Here is a 20,191-nt window from a genome sequence, read left to right on the forward strand (position 1 = left end):
CCATTCTACGATAGTCTGGCAAAGATAAATTCAAATCGTTGCGCTCGTTTTATCTCTGTAAATTCCTAATCATCAATATTTTCAAAGAACTTTCATGATTTTTTACCGGACACTAGTGTAAGAATGTGTCAAAATAATCTTATCAAACACATTTTGAGCTATTCAATAATGTAGCAATCTAATCTAAAAGATTATTTTTGTTTGGGGATAGTTATCAAATACCCCTTCCTGATAATGCAGAGCTTGTTTTGGTATGGCTTTTCTGCTGAAAGCCCATAGTTACGCAAGCTGCCATAGCCAATACCAATCTCCTCTTTCTTGAATTTCTCGTAGATGGCAGCCAAGCTACCAAAATAATGATGGCTGTTATCGCACAGCAATTCAACGTGGACAACTGTCCGCTCTGCTTTCTCCTTTTCCATATTATGCTATTTTAGGCAAAACTATAAAAATATGACATATATTCAAAATAAATCATGTTTATATTTGCATATATGAAATATATGTCATATCTTTGTGCTATAAACAAAGGGATGGAGGATATATGGCAACGGAAAGGAAATACAAGATTATGGGAGCGGGAAGCGGGCTTTATGTATGGAATGTGGAGACGGGTGAGAAGGTGTATCGAGGTCGCTCTTATGCCGATTGCCGTAATAAGCTCTACGAATTGATGGGATGGAGGACACCCAAACATTGGAAATTCTAACAATTAGGTGTAATAATAAATCTTACAAGTATGGCTCAGGTTATTTTACTCAATGACAACACGGTAGTACGCGCAAAGGTTATCGCAGTTCGCACATCCTGTCGTACAGTGGATGGCATTTCAAAGGCTCTTTTGATAGAGCAACTCAAGCAGAAACTGCGTAGCGGACAGATTGTGAAGTTTGTATATCTCAAAAGTAATGGTGACATTCGTGTAGCCTATGGAACAACCAACGCAGACTTTGTAAAGGATAAGGTCTGTGGCTGGGGCGTATCGCGTGAAGAGTATGCAACAACGGCTTATTATGATTTGGAAAGCGGGGGTTGGAGATCATTCAGGTGGGAAAATTTGATAGCGGTCTACTAGCCGCTATCTTGCTTTTTTGCAATACCTCGCACAGAGTGCTGTTCAAGTGAAAATAATTTTCTATCTTTGTGACGCTGAGAAATCAGCAGACATATTTGATGAAAGTGTTTTCGCACTTATCCTAAGTAGGAAATGTGGTAGTTTCAAGACTGAAGGATAGACGAACAGCACTCATTCCTTGTGTAGTTATTGAGGTAGGCATATTCTATGTGTATACCCCATACTATTCAGGTGTGGGGTATTGCATCGTTTATTTCAGTCAAGGTCTTACCACAACCTCCTACTTGATAGACGAAACGGCTCCACACTTTCTTTTTTATAAGATCTTCTTGGGAGTCGGGAAGAGCCTAAACTAACCAAGCGGTTATGAAAAAACTTTTCTTTGCCCTTGCGGGTGTTGCCATGATGGCAAGCAGTGCTGTTGCGCAGAATTATGAAAAGAACCTTTACGGGGTGCGCGCAGGTCTGAATGTTTCAAACGCATCCATGTCTGGATTTGATTTTAATTCAAGGGTTGGCTTCCACGTAGCTGGCGTTTACCAGCGCCTGTTGATGGAGACCCATCCCCTTTATTTGGAGACAGGTCTACAGATTTCACAAAAAGGATTCAAGGCTGATTTCTGGGCAGACAAAGAGACGGCAAATCCATTATATCTTGAGATCCCAATAATGGTTAATTACAAATTTAATATTAAAGATGTGGTAACTTTATACCCCAGCATTGGATTTTATTATGCATTGGGTGTCAGCGGGAAAAGCAAGTATGAATACATGGATACGGAGGAGTTTGAAGGTGAATCCTACTCTGAAAAGAGCGACTTGTTTGGCGCCAATGGCGTAATGAAACGTTCGGACTTCGGTATGCGTTTCAGTGCTACTGCAGAGTGGAAACAATTTGTTTTTAGTCTTGGCTACGAATTTGGATTTGTTAATGTGGCTAAGATTGCGGATGGAGGGAATCCTGAGTCCAATGAAGATGCCCTCAGTAGCTGGGGTAAATTGAAGACGGGAAATTTCTTTCTTTCTGTGGGATATAATTTCTAATCGTTGCAAATGAAAAAACTTTTGTTTGTTTTTGCTGCAATTGCACTTTTTGCGAGTTGCTCCAAAGATGAAGATAATAATAACGGTCTTCTTGTTGGTAAATGGGAGCAGGTTAAAACAGTATGGCATGACGGAAGTCCAGATGATGAGTATGCTCCGGGCGAATATGTTCTTGAGTTTACCGCAGATGGGAAGATGTATGAATATCAGAATGGAAATAAAAGCCCCTATTCTATCAACTATTCCTATAATAACAAAACCAGTGAATTGACATTTATGTTCATAACGTTCAAGATTGACCTGACGGAAGATGAATTGATTATGCATTCACAAAGTATTGATGTTACCCCTGTGTCTTACGATGACTATTATAGGCGTATTGAATAGGGTCCAATACAGATTTATTGAATTTGAATCCCGGCTTTAAGGTCGGGATTTTTTATTGTAGGAAAGGTAAATTATGATAAAGATATTGCATATATTGTATAAATGTAATATATTTGTATTGAATAAGGATTGATAAATGATGGAAACAAGAGTAATAATATATGCAAGGGTTTCAACTGCTGGACAGGACTATGAGCGCCAGCTATCAGAGTTAAGGGAGTACGCCTCACGAATGGGGTATGAGGTTGTTAAAGAGTTTTCAGAAAAAATATCGGGTGCAAAAAGAATTGCAGAGCGTGATGCCTTAACCAACTTATTGAATTATGTGAAACACAACAAAGTAAATAAAATATTGATTTACGAATGCAGCAGACTATCACGACGAGCTGTTGACTTTCTGCAAATTACAGAACTTCTAACAGAACATGGTATCAGTATATATATTCATCAGAACGGATTAGAGACATTACAAAAAGATGGCAATGTGAATCCCATTGCACAACTCGTGCTTGGCATTCTTGCTCAGTTCAATAGTATGGAGCGAGGGCTAATCCGCAGTCGTATGGAAAGTGGCTACAACCATTTCAGAATGAATGGCGGTAAAGTTGGCAGAAAAGTCGGTTATCGCAAAAGCGTAGATGAAATGAAAACACAGTATTCCAAAGAGATTCAGTTGATAAAGAAAGGTATTTCGTTGAGAAATATAGCTGCAATCTGTGGAACAAGTGTAAACACCCTTCAAAAAATCAAGAAAATTATTTAAAAATATTAAATATAAATTTGGTTTTTAAAAATATTATCTATATGTTTATTCAAATCTCTCTTCGAAGTTGCTTAATCAATAAAAAATAAAATTATATGTAATAAAAAATATTGCACACTTTGCTTATTGCATAATGGTCAAAGTTTCCCATGGCGAAAATAAAAGTCCTGCAAACGAACAGGAGCCGAAAGCGAATAAAAAGTAATCTATTGTTGAATGATTAAATTCCAAGATTATGAAAAAGAGTTTAAAGAGTTAGGAATAACGAATAAGGATGACGGCGACGCCATTCTGCAATATATGCAGTTGTTGGCTTTGTACGGCATCGAATATTTGAATAAGCAGATAAAAATAGGCTGAATATGAATAATAAAAACTGTATAATATGGACAAGGGTATCAACTAAGTATCAGGAAGAGAATGGCGGTAGCTTGGACTATCAGAAAGCCATATGCGAAAGATATGCGCATGATAGAGGATTTACAATAAAGGGGTATTTTGGGGGGACGCATGAGTCGGCTAAAACACCGGGTGTACTCGTGAGCGCAATGCTGAACGCAGTTAAGAAAGATAAATCAATTACCCACATTCTCGTGTCAGAGTTTGATAGATTCTCGCGCGACGCAGGGCAATCCATCACCATTATCAGCAACCTAACACGAGCAGATGTTATTATAGTCGCGGCAAAGACAGGTATGGATACCTCAACCAAAGAGGGGCGGTTGATGGCAAATTTTAGTTTGTGTACGGCACAATGGGACAATGAAACGCGCACAGACAAATTTGTGGCAGGCAGGAAACATTGCATCGAGAACGGAGTTTGGTGCAGCAAAGTGCCATTGGGATACACCAAAACAGGCAAGAGTCTCAATTCACAATACAGAATCAATGAAACGGGGCGCTTGATTCAGAAAGCTTTTCAATGGAAGTTACGGGGCGAACGTAATATAGATATTCAACGACGCTTGGCGGCACTCGGGTTAAGCGTTGATAAAAGGAAACTGCATAAGATTTTAACTAATCCATTTTATGCAGGTAAGATCAGGCATAAGATGGTCAAGGAATTGGTGGACGGCATACAGGAGCCATTGATCTCATATCCTCAATTTTTGCAGGTACAAAGCATCCTGTCCAACCGCACGGGCGTGTACGTTCATCAGAAGGAGACTCCGCGATTCCCCTTGAAACGTCACGTCTTGTGTGCGAAGGACCATACGCCATTGACAGTTTACACAGTCAAGGCAAAGAATTTAGATTATTACAAGTGCAACAAGCAGGGGTGTTGTACCAACGTTTCAGCAAGGAAGTTGCATCAGCGGTACGAAGCGCTGTTGGCGCGCTATGACATTTCCCAACCTGTCATGCTAATCTTCAAGGATGTGGTGCGGCGCATGATAGAAGAGAGTCATGACGAGCAGATTCAACAAAACACGCTGTTGAGGAAGCGCCTGACTGAGTGTGAAAACAAAATGAAGCAATGCAAAGTGAGGTTTGGAATGGGTGAGATAGATGAGGAGGTCTATGAAGCAGCCATTGAAAACTTGCAGGAAAAGAAGAATGTGATACTTATGGAATTGGAGAAGGTAAAGGGAGATTTATCGAACCTTGCAAAACAGGTGGATGGCGTGGTAGCAATATGCTGTAAATTAGGCGATTTATGGCGTAATTCTGATGCGGATTTGTGCCAAAAAATCCAAAATCTGCTCTTTCCCAAGGGAATTTTGTGGGATAAGGAAACGGATGATTATCGAACCATGGAAGAGAATAAAGCACTTGCTTTATTGCGTTATATATCAGATGAATATAAAAATAAAAAAGAGGACGAATCTGAAAATTCGTCCTCAACAGTCGCCTTGTGCGGATAAAGGGACTCGAACCCCCACGCCGTAAGGCATCAGATCCTAAGTCTGACGTGGCTACCAATTACACCATATCCGCTCTGTCACACAAAGGTAGATATTTTTTCACAATTCACAATCCCGGACACCCTTTTATCCGGCTTTTTTGGTTACTTTTGTGCGTAATTTGATGCAATGCCGCAACTCGTAACACTTGTTCTTACGCCCAAGCAGGCCGCCGATGCGAAAACATATACCGCTTTGGCTGCCCGCCGCATGGGCCTGCGCGAGGATGAAATCGCCCTCGTCAGGGTCGTCAAACGCTCGATTGATGCCCGTCAGCGGCAGGTCAAGGTCAACCTCTCGCTCGAAATCTACGTCGATCGCGAACCCCGTCCCGAGCCGGTTCATTTCGATTATCCGTCGGTCGTGGGCCGCACCGAGGTGATCATCGTCGGATCGGGGCCCGCCGGCCTGTTCGCGGCACTGCACCTGATTGAACTGGGGCTGCGCCCCGTCATCCTCGAACGCGGACGCGACGTCTCGGCCCGCAAACGCGACATCGCCCAGATCAACCGCAACGGAGCCGTCAACCCCGAATCGAACTACGCCTTCGGCGAAGGGGGTGCCGGCACCTTCTCCGATGGCAAGCTCTTCACCCGCAGCAAGAAACGCGGTGACTACAACAAGGCGCTCCAGACGTTGGTCTTCCACGGTGCCAACCCCGAAATCCTCTTCGAGGCGCATCCCCATATCGGAACCGACAAACTGCCGCGCATCATGCAGAACATCCGGCAGACGATCCTCGATGCCGGCGGCGTGTTCCGTTTCGAGAGCCGGGTGACCGATCTGAAGATCGACCACGGCCGAGTACGCGGCGTCTGGTGCGGTGACGAACGGATCGAAGGGGCGGCCGTCATCCTGGCCACGGGCCATTCGGCCCGCGACATCTACGAACTGCTGCACCGGCGCGGGGTGCGTCTCGAGGCCAAACCCTTCGCCATGGGGGTGCGCATCGAACACCCGCAGGCGCTCATCGACTCGATTCAGTATCACTGCCCGGCGCGCGGCGAATATCTCCCGGCGGCCTCCTATTCGCTGGTCAGCCAGGAGGCCGGACGCGGTGTCTACTCGTTCTGCATGTGTCCCGGAGGATTCATCGTCCCGGCCATGACCGATGCCGCGCAGTCGGTCGTCAACGGCATGTCGCCCAGCGGCCGCACCTCGCCCTATGCCAATTCCGGACTGGTCACCGAGGTGCGTCTTTCGGATTTCGAACACCTGCGTCCCGAGTGGGGCGAGTTGGCCGGGCTGCGCTTTCAGCAGCAGTTCGAGGAGCTGGCGCGACGCGAAGGGGGCGAGCATCAGATCGCTCCCGCACAGCGTGTGGCCGACTTCGTCGCCGGACGGGCCAGCAAGTCGCTGCCCGCAACCTCCTATATTCCCGGTATCATCCCGTCGCGGCTCGACCGCTGGATGCCCGATTTCATTGCGCAGGGGCTGCGCCACGGTCTGGAGACCTTCGGGCGCCGCATGCGGGGTTACGTGACCAACGAGGCGATTGTCGTGGGGGTAGAGTCGCGTACGTCGACGCCGGTCCGCATTCCGCGTGACGCGGCAACACTCATGCATCCCGAGGTCGAGGGGCTCTTCCCGGCGGGCGAGGGGGCCGGTTATGCCGGCGGCATCATCTCGGCGGCGCTCGACGGCGAGCGGATCGCCGACCGGGTGCGCGAGTTCATCCGATAAAACCGATAAAAACAGCTATGATCATGGATCCGAAGGTTAGCGTTATTGTCCCGGTCTACAACGTCGAGGCCTTTCTGGCCCGGTGTCTGGACAGTATTCTCGCACAGACGCTGCGCGAGATCGAGGTTATCTGTGTCGACGACGGAAGCGTGGATCACTCGGTCGAGATTCTGAACCGTTATGCGGCACAGGATGTGCGGGTGCAGGTGGTGACGCAGGAGAATCGCGGTGTCGGAAGTGCCCGTAACCGGGGGTTCGATCGGGCCCGCGGGGAGTATGTACTCTTTCTCGATTCCGATGACTGGATCGATCCGGCTTATTGCGAGGCGCTCTGTGTGGCGGCGCAGCGATCGGGAGCTGATGTGGCCTGTGCGTCGATCTGGCAGGTTCGGCCGTCCCGCTCGAAGTGGAAGATCCGCTACACGGAGGCCCGCGAAATCTCCTCGGTGGAGGAGCGTTTCCGCATTTGTCGCTGTCCGCCCGATTTTTATGTGATGAACAAACTGTTGCGGCGCGAGACGCTGTTGCGGTTGGGGCTGCGCTTCCCCGAACAGGTCTATTACGAGGATGTTGCCTATGTGATGCGTTTGCTCGGTGAATGCGACCGGGTGGTGACGGTGCCCGGGGTGGCCTACCACTACATGTACAATCCTGCGTCGATTACCAAAAGCCGGCAGACTCCCAAAAAACAGCGCGACAAGTACGAGGCGCAGCGTGCCTTCGTAGCCTATGCCGATCGGATCGGCCTTCGCCTGGACTCCAGGTATCGGAGTGTGACGCGACGCATGTATCTCTTTTGCGGATTGACGTTGCTCAAGCAGAAGGAGTGTGACGGCGTTCGCACCTGGCGTTTGTTTGATCTTATTCCCGTCTGGCGCAGCCGGATTTGTTAATACCGGGTCGGCCTTCCCCGTCACGCAGAAAACCTCGGCTTTTGTACCGGGGAACTTTGCGGCCTGCCCCTCTCGTGAGCAGACTTCCTCACACTCCTCCTGTTGTTCGGCGTCGGACCGTTTTTATGGTTGCACCCGCTTTGTCTGAGTTCTCTTTTTTTCTCCCCCCCCCTTGTGGCGTTCTGGCCGGTTGGCGACGGACCCTTACAGATACTGGTCGAGCCCCTTTTCGCAACGGATCTTCTTCTCGGTGCGTGTCACCAGACCGATGGCCCGGTTTTCCGTGTCGTTCTCCTGCGACGAGCGCGCATGGTGGATATGGAAGACAAATCCGGCAAATTTCAGCGTCTGCCGTGTGCAGTGGTTGTTCCGCAGCCGGATGACAAGCTCCGCGTCCTCGTATCCCCAGCCGATCATGGTCTCGTTGTAGCCGTTGACAGCGACGAGATCTTCGCGCCAGAAGGCCATGTTGCAACCGCGCAGACGGTCGTTTTCCCGATTCCGGAAAAGGGGTGTCAGGGCCGGGATGTAGAGGGCGTTGAGCCAGTGCTTGACTCCGGGCGTATACCACGCTACCTTCGGATTGCCGCTGCAAAGCATCCGTCGGGCGAGCCGCTCGTCGATCATGGCGCGGCTTCCCACGACAAAGGTCCCTTTGCGGGCGAAGGCCGCATGGTCACGGATGAAGTTGCGGTGGAGAATGACGTCGCCGTCGATCTGGACGATGTAGTCGCCCTCACAGGCCGCGATGGCCTTGTTGCGGATCACCGTGAGGCGGAAACCGTCGTCTTCGTGCCAGATATGCTTGACGGGGCAGGGCAGTGTCCGCGCAAACGCCTCGACGACCCGACGGGTGGGTTCGCCCGAGCCGTCGTCGGCGATGACCACCTCGAAGGGCGGCGTACGTTGTGCGGCGACACTCTTCAGACAGAGGGTCAGGGCTTCGGGCCAGTTGTAGGTCGAGATCAGAAGGGAGACTTTCATCGGCAGGTCAGATATTGATGATTTTCGAGGCGATCCAGATCCAGACACCGTTGTGGAAGCGGAAGACCCACGGCGAACGTCTGGCAACCTTGCGGTCGCGGTCGTCGCGCAGGAACTCCGGCTGCACGATGTTGCGGTACTCCTCGTAGGCGGGGTAGACGTACATCAGCGCCAGCCGGATGTCGTCCGGTTTCCAGCAGTGGCGCAGCATGTTGCAGCAGTGGGAGAGGTGGACGCGGATTGTCAGATAGCGGTTCTCGCGGTCCAGACGGCTGTACATCTTGTAGAGCCGGCGGTAACACGACAGCTTCTCCTCCTTGGGCATCTTGCTGCGCATGACGCTCGTGTTGAGGATACGGTAGTGGTAGGTTTTCAGGTTGCTGACCCGTACGTGGTTGACATACTGGCAGTATTCGGCCGTGAAGAGCTCGTCCTCATGCAGACGCATGCCCTCGTTGAAGCGAATCGCGTGGCGTTCGATGATCTCCCGGTTGAAGATCTTGTTCCAGGTCCAGCCGAAGAAGGTCTGACGGCGCAATTGGGCGAAGATCCGGTCGCACGCTTCGCCCGAGACCTCCTCCTCGGCAAGTTGGAGGTCGTACGAAATGAAGGCGTTGGTGAAGGTGATGTCGGTTTTGCCCAGCCCCGGACCTACGAGATTTTCCAGGTGGTTGGGTTCGACCCAGTCGTCGGCATCGATGAAGGCCACGAAGTCTCCCTTGGCCTGTGAGAGTCCGTAGTTGCGTGCGGCACTGGCTCCCGGCTTTTGGCAGTGGTAGAGTTTGATCCGCGGATCGCGCTGCATGTATTGCCGGCAGATTTCGACGGAGCGGTCGTTGCTGTTGTTGTCGATCAGCAGCAGCTCGAAGTCTGTCCACGTCTGTCGGAGAATGCTTTGCAGGCACTCTTCGAGATACTTCTCGGCGTTGTATATCGGTGTGATGATCGAGATCAACATAAATGGTTTTACTGGCAGTTGTTTGCGAGGTTTTGGGGCGGGCCTTTTTTCGGGCGGTCGGATTTTCGATCGCCGTGCGGGCGGCTTGGCTCGGAGTCTTTCGTGTGGAGGTTGTTGGGTCGGCGGCTTTTTACCGGGGGGGCCGGAAGTCCGTCTTCGGAAGAGGCCGGCTCGGCGTGGATCCTTCCCGATTGGCTAAGCGTATTTTGAGGCCGGTTGCTGAAGTTGTGTTCTTGGACCATGAAGTCGAAGCGTGGCTGACGGCGGATTATGGGTGAACGAGGGTGACAACGGCTGACAACCAATCTTCATGCCACATGCGCGTATCCGAAACAGGGACGATGCGGATCTGAGCAGGCGGATTTCGGTGCCGAGGCCTGTGCGTGTTGCGGATTCGGCGATTCGGCTCTGCGGGAGGAGCCCGGCGCCTTGTCGCACGAAACTCTCCAGGCAGAGACAAAGCGCATGGAGCCACCTGCGGGCCGGGCTGATCTGCGATACGGTCATCGTTCTGTATTTTGGTTTATAATACAAATTTAGTAATTTATCCGTTACAAGCACAATCTTAGCGTCATTTAATTACAAAATGGTCTTTTCCCGCTTCTACTGCATCGTGAGGAGCGTGAAAATTTTGACCGGTCGATGGCTTTGTTCATAAGTGGTTGTATGATAGCTTATTGCGGCCTGAGATGAACTTGTAATATTAAAAAATATGAAAAAATTTGAAAATTATTTTAATAAAAGCTTGCATGGAATGATTTTTCGACTTATCTTTGCAGCGAAGTTTTAAGGTTCATTTAGGTTAGTAGTTTTAGGTTGGTGAGGAAACTGAGGAAGACGGACGAGTTCCGAATTCCGAGTTTCCTTTTTTTTGTGCCTTGGCCTCCGGGTTGGTGTGGTTTGCCCGGCGTGGCTCTTTCTCCGATAGGGTATCATGGCAGCCTGTTTTACGGACCGCCTCTTCCCCCCCCCTGTCGCTTGTGCCCCGTGTGCTGTGATCAATGTCTGGTCGCAGATGTAATTGCATCCTCACAGTCCGCTCTCTTTTCATTCAAAGAAGGCTCTCCGGGCCGCAGTGGTGGAGTTTCTACCGACATCCTTCCGTTGCAGTCTTTCGGGTAGCCCTCTTTGTGAATACTTCCCTCGCATATTTGTAAATAGCAGTATATCTGCATTTTGCCTGTTCTGTATGTTCTTCGTGGGAATTGGGATTGGTTTACCAATGTTACCAAATTGTTAAATATATTTAATATATTCGTAAAATATTTGCATAAATCAAAAATCGCCCTTATCTTTGCAGTGAAGTTTTAAGGTTCATTTAGGTTAGTAGTTTTAGGTTGGTTGAGGAAATCGGCAGGTTGTGACGGATTGTCCGCCACTAAGACCCGAGGACGGTGCTCGTCCGAGGCGTCGAATACCTCCGATTAAACCTCATTTTGGAGGGGGTGGTTCCCCGCCAAAAAAAAGGTTCCCCGTCGTGAGACTCGGACCTTTTTTTCGTTTATGGAGGTTTCTTCCGGGTGGGCGTCATCGTTGCGCCGGGCTGTGTCGTTTGACCCCGATTTCCAGTGTGGATGCGCGTGCCGGCCGCCTTTTTCGGGGGAGGGGAGACGGGGATGCAATACGCCCGGACGGTTGTCGGAAAGAGAGCCGTCCGGGCGTATTGTTTGAGCGAATCGGAGCTATTCGGCGCACAGTTGTGCCAGCTCCTCGGGTGTCAATGTCACCTCGACGGCTCCCAGCGCATAACATCCGATATCGTAGGGGTTGTAGTAGAAGGTGATGCCCGATTCCGAGATCAGGAAGTTCTCCGTCGGAGCGATGTATTCGGGGAAGAACCCGGCCTCGGACAGTTCGTCGTCGGTCGATGCATGGTATTGTGCGGCGATCTTTTCGCGGATCACCTCGTCGAGCCGCTGCAGGGCCGCTTCGGAGAAGAGGTCGGCCAGCGAAAGTTCAAATCCGTCGCGCAGGGAGTAGGTGTGGCATTCGGTTCCGTACATGCCGTGAGCGCCGCCTGTGTAGCCGGCCCGGGTGATGACATACCCGATCAGCGAATCGATGACCGAGCCTTCGGACTCGACCGACACTTCGTATTCACGGCCCGAGGGACCCATGCCGACGGGCAGGTAATTGGTCTGGATATCGGTCAGCGAGGTCTGAACGGCCTGCCCGAGGGTTCCCGTGAAGGCCTCGAGCTGGAAGAAATAGCCGAGGTTGGCCTGTTCAATGGTCTCCAGGGCGGAGGATTTCCCTGTGTTGCTGATCGAGGCGAAGCGATATTCGACCCGGCAGGAGTTTCCGTCACCCTGCAGCAGGGTGTCGATGGCGCAAGTCTCGAACTTGGGCAGGACGGGGTGTTTCGTGCAGGCTCCGAGCAACAGACAGGAACCAAGCAGCAGGACAAGTCGGTTTTTCATAGCGAATGAGGTTTGTTCCGTGGGCTAAGTTAGGTAAAAAGGGCCCATTTCCAAGAAAAGTGAAAAAAAATCGTAGAAAGTGTCCGAAAATTTTGGAGATTCAAAAGAAGGCGCTATCTTTGCACCACGAAACTCAACAAGGTGGATTCATCTAAGGGTTAGGATACATGCCTCTCACGCATGACATAGGGGTTCGAATCCCCTATCCACTACCAAAAAGCGACCTGCGAAGGTCGCTTTTTTTGTTTCTGGTGGGTGTGGGTGTGGGTGCGGGCGGGAGCGGAGGATGCCGGGGAGAGGGAGCTGTGGGTTGCAGTATTCGCGGGAATTGCGGAACGGCGGAACGGCGGAGGCGGGAACGACATGATGGCAGCAGGAACGGCATGATGGCGGCGGGAAGAGCAGGCGCTGCCGGACGTTAGGCCAGCTGGACGATAGGGGGGGGGACGGACGAAAGGGCGACGGTCTGCCGACGGACTTGCCGGATGTCTGCCGGTAGTTCGCCGGTAGTCCGTCGTCGGTTGTAGCCCGGGTGCAGCTCTCCTTGGCTCAGCCTCCTTCTTGCCTCCCCCTCCTTCCCCCCCCCTCCTCCAAAAAATGCGACGACCGCCTTTTCGGGCGGCCGTCGCGGCATTGGTTAGTTAAGGATTAGTTAGGTTGGTGGGAGTTCTATTTGTTATCCTGTTTTGACTTGAATTTGTCGATCTGCCGCTTCAGGGCGTCGATGGCCTCATCAACCGACTCCTCGAAGGCCTTCGACTGGTGGCAGGCCACCAGATCTTCGCCCGGCATGTGGAGCGTGATGGTTGCTATCTTGTTTCCCTTTTCGTGGTCCTTATCGAGTTTGAGAATAACGTCGGCGCCGGTTGAGCGATCCGCAAAGCGGTCCAGCTTTGCCATTTTGGCATTCACGAAATCGATGAGCCGTTTGTCGGCATCGAATTTCACGGATTGAATCTGTACGTTCATAACCTTACAGTTTAGAGAGTTAACACTTGCCATCCTTTTCGCGAGGATGGGCTTTCGCGTAGGCCTCCCGGAGCCGTGCGATGCTGTTGTGAGTGTAGACCTGCGTGGCCTCAAGCGAGGCGTGACCCAGGAGTTCCTGGATTTCGCGCATGTCGGCGCCTCCGTTGAGCAGGTGTGTGGCAAACGTGTGTCGGAGGACGTGCGGGCTCTTTTTCCCCTGGACGCCGCCCCGGGCGAGCTCCTCCTTCACGATGCGGTACACGGTGATCCGGGCAATGCGTTTTCCTTTGTGAGTTAAAAATAGTGCTTTTTCCGTAGAATTGCAAATATTTTGCCGCTCAATTAGCCCGATGTAGTGCAAAATCTTCTCGCGCAGAAATTCCAGAATGGGGACGATGCGTTCCTTGTCGCCCTTGCCACGGACGCGCAGCGAGGTGTAGTTGTCGGCGAAGTCGTCGCGGTTGATGCCGATCAGTTCGGCCAGCCGGAGCCCGCAGGCGTAGAGCATCAGGACGATGAGCGAATTGCGCTCGCAGCGGAAGTCGTCGGTCGGGAATTCGCAGTCGCGGACGATGCCGCCCATGCGGCTTTCGGGAACGAAGGCCGGCAGCCGCCGTGAGGTGCGCAGCGACGAGACGGGCTGCGTGACGTTGCGTTCGACGACCCCGCGGGCGAGCAGCCAGCGGAAGAAGCTCCGCAGCGACGAGACCTCGCGGTTCATCGAGGCGGCACCCAGACGGCACGCTTCGGTACGGTGGAGGATCCAGGCGCGGATGTCGTCGGTCGTGATGCGCCGCAGCTCCTCTTCGGAGTCGGCACACCCCGTCCAGGCCAGGAATTGCGATACGTCGTGGCGGTAGTTGCGGACCGTCAGGGGCGAGTATCGCCGTTCGGCTTCGAGGTATCGGACAAATTCATCGAGCAGCATACGGCAAAGATACCAAAAAAGACGTACCTTTGTCCGTAAAGCGAGAAAACGGCGAAAGATGAAACAGAATTGGAAACCCGGCACGGTGCTCTATCCGCTGCCGGCCGTACTGGTGAGTTGCGGGGCGACCCCCGAGGAGTATAATCTGTTGACCGTGGCGTGGACCGGGACGGTCTGCTCGGATCCTCCGATGTGTTATATATCGGTGCGTCCCGAGCGCCACTCCTATGAGATTATCCGCCGCACGGGGGAGTTTGTCATCAACCTGACGACGCGTTCGCTGGCCCGGGCGACGGACTGGTGCGGCGTGCGGTCGGGGCGCGACCACGACAAGTTCCGCGAAATGGGATTGACGGCCGTGGCCTCGGAACGGGTGGCGGCGCCGGTGGTGGCCGAATCGCCGGTCAACATCGAATGTCGGGTGCGTCAGATTCTGCCGCTCGGGAGTCACGATATGTTTCTGGCCGAAGTGGTGGGGGTGCAGGCCGATGAGGCCTATATCGACCCCGAGACGGGGCGTTTCTGCCTTGAGCGGGCCGAGCCGATCGTCTACTCCCACGGCGAGTATTTTGCTTTGGGCGAAGCGCTGGGCCATTTCGGATGGTCCGTGCGGCGCAAGAAGACGCGGCGCCGCTGAGCCGGGCTCCTCTTCCCGGCCGTCGCCGGATCAGAACCGGCCGCTGTGTCTGAGCAGCAGGTCGATGACGGTCATCACCAGGCAGGCCGGCAGGTAATCCTTCAAGGAATCCCGCAGCAGGCTCACGGCCTTCTGCAACTCGTATCTGACTTTGTGGGCCGGGATCCGGTACCGCTCGGCAATGTCGTTGTAGCTCATCTCTTCGGTGCGGCTTGCCAGGAAGATCTGGCGGGTCAGCTCCGGCATCTCCTTCAACTGTTTTTCTAGGATCTGAAGCACCTCGTCGGCATAGAGCTGTTCGGTGGAGCTGCTCTCCAGGCTGCCGATGTTGTAGCTCAACAGGCGGTCGTTGGCATCCTGCAGCTTTTTCTCCACGCGCTGGTGGATCTGGCGGCTGCGGAGGTGCTCCAGACACTGCTTCTTGATCGTGCCGACAACGTAGCGGCGGGGATCGGTGTCCAGGTCCAGTTCGTGCCGACGGGTCCAGTAGGCCATGAAGCTGTCGGTCACGATATCCTCGGCCACCGCCGTCTCCTCGACGTACGAGCGGGCTATGGAGATGAAGTTTCTCCGATATGTAAAATAGAACTCGATGAAATCCTGAAGGTGCGAGTCTCTCTTTTCCGGTATCGGCATGGCGGAGCATTTTTGGGGAATCAAATATACAAATTTTTTTTCTTGTTGTCACATGGTTGCCCGTTGCCTTTTTCCGCGCCGTACACGCTTCCGGACGGTTTTTCTCCCTTTTAGGAATTAGTCAGAATTTTTACGAATTTCTTAAAAATATTTATTTGCGCGATTTGGCTTTTTTTGTTGTCCGACTCGGTTGTTCGTGCAATATATAGATGAAAACAGAGGGAAAAAGGGTGTAACAAGTTTCCCGGATGGTTCCGGGATCCGGCTCGGAGAGAGGGACGGGTTAATCAAAAAGATGTGTTCACGATGAAGTCGACCGATGTATTGAAATATCTCGAAGGAGAGTGTTCGGAACAGGAGAAGCGCGAAATCGCCGATTGGCTCGACGCTTCGCCCGAAAACGTGCGCGAGTTCAACGAGATCCGATTCGTCTTCGAGGCTACGAAAATGTATGGACCCGAGTTGAAGCAGTGGGCCGCAGCCTCCGGGCAGGCCCGGATCCGCCGCATTGCGGGTCCGGCGGCGTCCGAAAACGACCGGACGGCTCGTGCGCCGCGGAAGGGGATGCGGCCGCTCGTGCGCCGCGTGATGCGGATCGCTGCCATGGTCGCCCTGCTGCTGGGCGTCGGTTACTCGACCTATATATATACGCGCGACGGCTTCGCCAACCAGATCCTCGCCATGGAGATCCCCGCCGGACAGCGGATCGAGATGACGCTGCCCGACGGTTCGCATGTCTGGCTCAACGCGGGGGCGCGGCTCGAGTATCCGACCGTCTTCGGTCGCCACCGCCGCGAGGTGAAACTCTCCGGTGAGGCCATGTTCGAGGTCGAGCACGATGCCGAACACCCCTTCGTGGTCCGCACGTTCGCCTCGGATGTCGAGGTGCTGGGTACGAAGTTCAACGTCGAGGCGGATGCCGATGAGGAGTTCTTTGCAACGACGCTCTTCGAGGGGCGTCTCCGGCTGACCGATCCGACAACCCGTCAGGCTATCATCCTCGAACCCAACGACGAGGCGCGTTTGTGCGGCGGCCGTCTGCTGGTCTCCCCGATATCCGATGCGGATGCCGCCTGCTGGACCGAAGGGCTGATCAGCATCCGGGGGCTTTCGTTCGAGGAGCTGATGCGCAAGTTCGAGCTGGCCTACAACGTGCGCATCGAGATCCGGCGGGCAACGATGCCCGTGATCGGGTTCAAGAGCGGTAAGTTCCGCATCTCGGACGGCGTCGACCATGCCCTGCAGGTGCTGCAGCACAATTCCGACTTCCGGTTCGAACACGACGTGAAGAACAACACGATTACGATCCATTAAGAGACAAAACGAACAAATAACCTGATTGATGAACCCTCTAAACCCTGTATTGCATGAGCTGATCCTGTCATTATGATCGGCGGAACCCGAAAAAAAAGAATGCCCGCGGGTCTGCACACCCGCAGGCATCGGTAACGGTTCCGCTCCGGAAGAGAACAAAACAAACCTATTACCTAAACACTCTACAAATGTATGAATAAAAATGTAAGTTTCCGCAAAATCGGGAAACTAATCCACTTTATGCCTGCATTTGCCTGCGCTTGTCTGTGTCTGCTCGCTACGACGCTTTTCGCGCAGGACAACAAGCTGACGATCCGGCTGGACAAGGTCCCCCTGACGCAGGCTATCTCGCAAATCGAAGGCGAATCGCGCTATCTTTTCATGCTCGGTGACGGCATCGACGCCAACCGGCTGATCGTTTCGGTGCAGGCCGAGAACAAGTCCGTATCGGAGGTGCTCGACCAGCTGGTGCGCGGTACACAGCTGACTTACAGCATTGTAGGGCAGAATATCCTGCTCTCGGTGAAGACGGCCGACAACAAGCCGGTTTCGGTACAGGGCTTCGTCCGCGACAGCAAGGGGCAGCCGGTGATCGGTGCCGCCGTGCTCGTCAAGGGTACGACCATCGGTACGAGCACCGACGTCAACGGTGCCTATGCGCTTCAAGTTCCCCCCCCCGCGGCATCGGCGGTGTTAACTATCAACTATTTGGGCTACCAAACGGTCGAGGCGCCCGTAGGCAGCCGCACGCAGATCGACTTCACGCTCCAGGAGGAGTCGCAGCAGGTTGATGCCGTCGTCGTCACGGCCCTCGGTATCAAGCGCTCGGAGAAGGCCCTGTCGTACAACGTCCAGCAGGTCAATTCGGAGGATATTCTCGCCAACAAGGATGTCAACTTCATCAACTCGCTCTCGGGAAAGGTCGCCGGTGTGACGATCAACGCCTCGTCGTCAGGTGTCGGCGGCGCCTCGAAGGTTGTGATGCGTGGTCAGAAGTCGATCATGCAGTCGTCGAACGCGCTGTACGTCATCGACGGTGTGCCGATGTTCACGACGGCCCGCGATGGCGGTACGGAGTTCGGTTCGCAGGGTACGACCGACCCCATTGCCGATATCAACCCCGAGGACATCGAGTCGATCTCGGTGCTGAACGGTGCTGCCGCCGCGGCCCTGTACGGTTCGGATGCCGCCAACGGTGCCATTGTCGTGACGACCAAACGCGGTAAGGCCGGTCGCACGTCGATCGTCGTGTCGAGCAATACCGAGGTGATGATGCCGTTCGTCCTGCCCGAGTTCCAGAACCGATACGGCACGGGTGACCTCTCGTCGAGCGCCGGTTCGATCGTCCGTAGCTGGGGCCATCGGCTCAACGGCAAGAACTACATGGGTTACGACCCCGCCGACGACTATTTCCAGACGGGTGTGACCGGTACGGAGAGCATCTCCTTCTCGACGGGCAACGACAAGAACCAGGTCTACGCTTCGGCTGCCGCGATCAACTCGCGCGGTATCGTGCCCAACAACAGCTACGACCGTTACAACTTCACGTTCCGCAACACGACCTACTTCTTCAAGGACCGCATGAAGCTCGACGTCGGGGCCAGTTACGTCATGCAGAAGGACCGGAACATGACCAACCAGGGTACCTACAACAACCCGCTCGTCGGTGCCTACCTCTTCCCGCGCGGAAACGACTGGACCGACATCCAGATGTATGAGCGTTATGATCCTTCGCGTCAGCTCTATACGCAGTACTGGCCCGTGGGCGATGCCGGTCTGACGATGCAGAACCCCTACTGGATCAACTACCGAAACCTCCGCGAGAACGACAAGGACCGTTACATGCTCAACGCCTCGCTCTCGTACGATATCCTCGACTGGCTCAACGTCTCGGGCCGCATCAGCGTCGACAACTCCCACACGGATTACACCGAGAAGATGTACGCCTCGACCTACGAGCAGCTCTCCGAGTATTCGGACCGCGGTATGTACGGCATCACGAAGATGACCGACAAGCAGGTCTACGGCGACGTGCTCGTCAACATCAACAAGACCTTCGGCGAGGACTGGTCGCTCCAGGCCAACGCCGGTGCCTCGATCTCGGACATGCGCTACAACGCCATGAAGGTCCGCGGCCCGATCGCCGACGGTTCCGATGCCTTCGAGGGTGAACAACCCGGTCTGGCCAACGTCTTCAACATCCAGAACCTGAGCAACTCCTCGAAGACGAAGCGTCTGCAGGAGGGTTGGCGCGAGCAGACCCAGTCGGTCTTCTTCTCGGCCGAGGTCGGATACAAGAACACCTACTTCCTGACGCTGACCGGACGTAACGACTGGCCCTCGCAGCTGGCCGGCCCCCACTCCGAGAAGACCTCGTTCTTCTATCCGTCGGTCGGTGCGTCGGTCGTGCTGTCGCAGATCATCCCCAACATGCCCGAGGATCTCTCCTATGTCAAGATCCGCGGTTCGTATGCCTCGGTCGGTGTCGCCTTCGAGCGCTTCATCGCTAATCCCCTCTACGAGTGGAACGAGAGCGGTCTGACCTGGAACACCAATACCAAGTACCCGATCTACAACCTCAAGCCCGAGCGGACGAAGTCCTTCGAGGTCGGCCTTACGATGCGGTTCCTCAAGCACTTCAACCTCGACTTCACCTATTACAACACCAAGACCCAGGACCAGACCTTCGATACGACGATCTCGACCGGTTCGGGTTCCTCCGTGCTCACCATCCAGTCGGGTAAGGTGCTCAACCGCGGTTTCGAGGTCGCTCTCGGTTACAGCAATACCTGGGGCCGCTTCTCGTGGAATTCGAACTACACACTCTCGACCAACCACAACGAGATCCTCTCGCTGGCAAACAACATCGTCAACCCCGAGACCGGACAGCGCTTCTCGGTCGACCTGCTCGACATGAAGGGTCTGGGCGAGGCGCACTTCATCCTCAAGGAGGGCGGCACGCTCGGCGACCTCTACTCGCTCCGCGACATGAAGTACGACGCCAACGGCGCCATCTACAAGGATGAGAACGGAAACGTCATGACCGAGGCCATCTCGAACGTCGACGACTATATCAAGCTCGGTTCGGTGCTGCCGGATGCCAACATGGCCTGGCGAAACGACTTCCGTTGGGGCAACTTCAACTTCGGATTCGCCCTTTCGGCCCGTCTGGGCGGCGTGGTCTTCTCGCGTACGCAGGCCATGCTCGACTACTACGGCGTGTCGGAGGCCTCGGCCGCTGCGCGTGACGCGGGCGGCGTGGTGATCAACGGCGGCGACGTGGTCGATGCCAACAAGTGGTATTCGACCGTCAGCGGCGGTAACACCGTGCCGCAGTACTACACCTACTCGGCTACGAACGTCCGCCTGCAGGAGGCTTCGATCGGCTACACAATCCCCCGCAAGGCGCTGGGAAATCTGTGCGAAATCACCCTTTCGCTCGTCGGCCGCAACCTCTGGATGATCTACAACAAGGCCCCGTTCGATCCCGAGTCGATCGCTACGACGGGAAACTTCTACCAGGGTATCGACTACTTCATGATGCCCTCGCTGCGTAACATCGGCTTCAACCTCAGACTCAAATTCTAAACTGAATC

At 53.5% G+C, this 20,191-nt stretch carries 18 protein-coding genes and 2 tRNA genes; 12 read left to right on the forward strand and 8 right to left on the reverse strand.

Annotated elements, in window-relative coordinates; all coding sequences use genetic code 11:
* Positions 1 to 191: 191 nt before the first annotated feature.
* Positions 192 to 422 carry a hypothetical protein gene (locus tag B5E60_RS12295; RefSeq protein ID WP_087312057.1) on the reverse strand — a complete coding sequence of 77 codons (231 nt, stop codon included), beginning with the start codon at positions 420 to 422 and terminating at the stop codon, positions 192 to 194.
* A gap of 317 nt (positions 423 to 739) precedes the next feature.
* On the opposite strand from B5E60_RS12295, the gene B5E60_RS12300 reads away from it, so the two are divergent.
* The 6 genes from B5E60_RS12300 (at position 740) to B5E60_RS12320 (ending at position 5,134) form a co-directional block, all read left to right on the forward strand.
* Positions 740 to 1,075, forward strand: a complete 336-nt coding sequence (locus tag B5E60_RS12300; RefSeq protein ID WP_087312059.1) for an SH3 beta-barrel fold-containing protein — start codon at positions 740 to 742, stop codon at positions 1,073 to 1,075.
* A 366-nt stretch (positions 1,076 to 1,441) separates the two neighbouring features.
* Complete coding sequence (locus B5E60_RS12305) at positions 1,442 to 2,119, forward strand: porin family protein (protein WP_087312061.1); 678 nt, start codon at positions 1,442 to 1,444, stop codon at positions 2,117 to 2,119.
* A gap of 9 nt (positions 2,120 to 2,128) precedes the next feature.
* A complete protein-coding gene (locus tag B5E60_RS12310) occupies positions 2,129 to 2,506 on the forward strand; it encodes a hypothetical protein (protein WP_087312063.1) in 378 nt (125 codons plus the stop codon).
* A 136-nt stretch (positions 2,507 to 2,642) separates the two neighbouring features.
* The gene (locus B5E60_RS12315; protein ID WP_239403341.1) at positions 2,643 to 3,269 is read left to right on the forward strand and encodes a recombinase family protein; all 627 of its coding nucleotides are present in this window, start codon (positions 2,643 to 2,645) and stop codon (positions 3,267 to 3,269) included.
* Positions 3,270 to 3,485: 216 nt separating this feature from the next.
* The gene (locus tag B5E60_RS13975) at positions 3,486 to 3,629 is read left to right on the forward strand and encodes a hypothetical protein (RefSeq protein WP_162611639.1); all 144 of its coding nucleotides are present in this window, start codon (positions 3,486 to 3,488) and stop codon (positions 3,627 to 3,629) included.
* Between the two features lie 2 nt (positions 3,630 to 3,631).
* Positions 3,632 to 5,134: a recombinase family protein gene (locus B5E60_RS12320; RefSeq protein WP_087312065.1), complete on the forward strand. Its 1,503-nt coding sequence runs from the start codon at positions 3,632 to 3,634 to the stop codon at positions 5,132 to 5,134.
* Here B5E60_RS12320 and B5E60_RS12325 read toward each other — a convergent pair.
* Positions 5,126 to 5,207, reverse strand: a tRNA-Leu gene (locus B5E60_RS12325). The two genes, B5E60_RS12320 and B5E60_RS12325, sit on opposite strands and share 9 nt — an antisense overlap.
* A gap of 95 nt (positions 5,208 to 5,302) precedes the next feature.
* Here B5E60_RS12325 and B5E60_RS12330 point away from each other — a divergent pair.
* Together B5E60_RS12330 and B5E60_RS12335 are read left to right on the forward strand one after the other, a co-directional pair.
* Positions 5,303 to 6,856: an NAD(P)/FAD-dependent oxidoreductase gene (locus B5E60_RS12330; RefSeq protein ID WP_087312068.1), complete on the forward strand. Its 1,554-nt coding sequence runs from the start codon at positions 5,303 to 5,305 to the stop codon at positions 6,854 to 6,856.
* Positions 6,857 to 6,879: 23 nt separating this feature from the next.
* Positions 6,880 to 7,749, forward strand: coding sequence for a glycosyltransferase family 2 protein (locus B5E60_RS12335; RefSeq protein ID WP_087312104.1), 870 nt, complete (start codon positions 6,880 to 6,882; stop codon positions 7,747 to 7,749).
* A gap of 204 nt (positions 7,750 to 7,953) precedes the next feature.
* Here B5E60_RS12335 and B5E60_RS12340 read toward each other — a convergent pair whose 3' ends face one another.
* The 3 genes from B5E60_RS12340 to B5E60_RS12355 form a co-directional block, all read right to left on the reverse strand.
* Positions 7,954 to 8,733: a glycosyltransferase family 2 protein gene (locus tag B5E60_RS12340; protein WP_087312069.1), complete on the reverse strand. Its 780-nt coding sequence runs from the start codon at positions 8,731 to 8,733 to the stop codon at positions 7,954 to 7,956.
* Between the two features lie 7 nt (positions 8,734 to 8,740).
* The gene (locus B5E60_RS12345; protein WP_087312073.1) at positions 8,741 to 9,691 is read right to left on the reverse strand and encodes a glycosyltransferase family 2 protein; all 951 of its coding nucleotides are present in this window, start codon (positions 9,689 to 9,691) and stop codon (positions 8,741 to 8,743) included.
* A gap of 1,682 nt (positions 9,692 to 11,373) precedes the next feature.
* Positions 11,374 to 12,111: an RsiV family protein gene (locus B5E60_RS12355; protein WP_087312077.1), complete on the reverse strand. Its 738-nt coding sequence runs from the start codon at positions 12,109 to 12,111 to the stop codon at positions 11,374 to 11,376.
* Between the two features lie 140 nt (positions 12,112 to 12,251).
* Between B5E60_RS12355 and B5E60_RS12360 the strand changes: the two genes are divergently transcribed.
* Positions 12,252 to 12,326 (forward strand) — tRNA-Glu (locus tag B5E60_RS12360).
* Positions 12,327 to 12,780: 454 nt separating this feature from the next.
* Here the strand turns inward: B5E60_RS12360 and hpf are convergent.
* Complete coding sequence (gene hpf, locus B5E60_RS12365; RefSeq protein WP_087312078.1) at positions 12,781 to 13,080, reverse strand: ribosome hibernation-promoting factor, HPF/YfiA family; 300 nt, start codon at positions 13,078 to 13,080, stop codon at positions 12,781 to 12,783.
* A 19-nt stretch (positions 13,081 to 13,099) separates the two neighbouring features.
* A complete protein-coding gene (locus B5E60_RS12370) occupies positions 13,100 to 14,005 on the reverse strand; it encodes a tyrosine-type recombinase/integrase (RefSeq protein WP_087312106.1) in 906 nt (301 codons plus the stop codon).
* Between the two features lie 61 nt (positions 14,006 to 14,066).
* Between B5E60_RS12370 and B5E60_RS12375 the strand changes: the two genes are divergently transcribed.
* On the forward strand, positions 14,067 to 14,645 hold the full coding sequence (locus tag B5E60_RS12375) for a flavin reductase family protein (protein ID WP_087312080.1): 579 nt from the start codon (positions 14,067 to 14,069) through the stop codon (positions 14,643 to 14,645).
* A gap of 30 nt (positions 14,646 to 14,675) precedes the next feature.
* Here B5E60_RS12375 and B5E60_RS12380 read toward each other — a convergent pair whose 3' ends face one another.
* Positions 14,676 to 15,281 (reverse strand): sigma-70 family RNA polymerase sigma factor, encoded by a 606-nt coding sequence (locus B5E60_RS12380; protein WP_087312082.1) that lies wholly within the window; start codon positions 15,279 to 15,281, stop codon positions 14,676 to 14,678.
* A 306-nt stretch (positions 15,282 to 15,587) separates the two neighbouring features.
* Here B5E60_RS12380 and B5E60_RS12385 point away from each other — a divergent pair, with 306 nt between their 5' ends.
* Positions 15,588 to 16,595 carry a FecR family protein gene (locus tag B5E60_RS12385; protein WP_143260759.1) on the forward strand — a complete coding sequence of 336 codons (1,008 nt, stop codon included), beginning with the start codon at positions 15,588 to 15,590 and terminating at the stop codon, positions 16,593 to 16,595.
* Positions 16,596 to 16,835: 240 nt separating this feature from the next.
* The gene (locus B5E60_RS12390) at positions 16,836 to 20,183 is read left to right on the forward strand and encodes a TonB-dependent receptor (protein WP_087312084.1); all 3,348 of its coding nucleotides are present in this window, start codon (positions 16,836 to 16,838) and stop codon (positions 20,181 to 20,183) included.
* The last annotated feature ends 8 nt before the right edge of the window (positions 20,184 to 20,191 follow it).

The organism is Alistipes sp. An116 (genome assembly GCF_002161005.1).
Taxonomy (GTDB): domain Bacteria; phylum Bacteroidota; class Bacteroidia; order Bacteroidales; family Rikenellaceae; genus Alistipes; species Alistipes megaguti.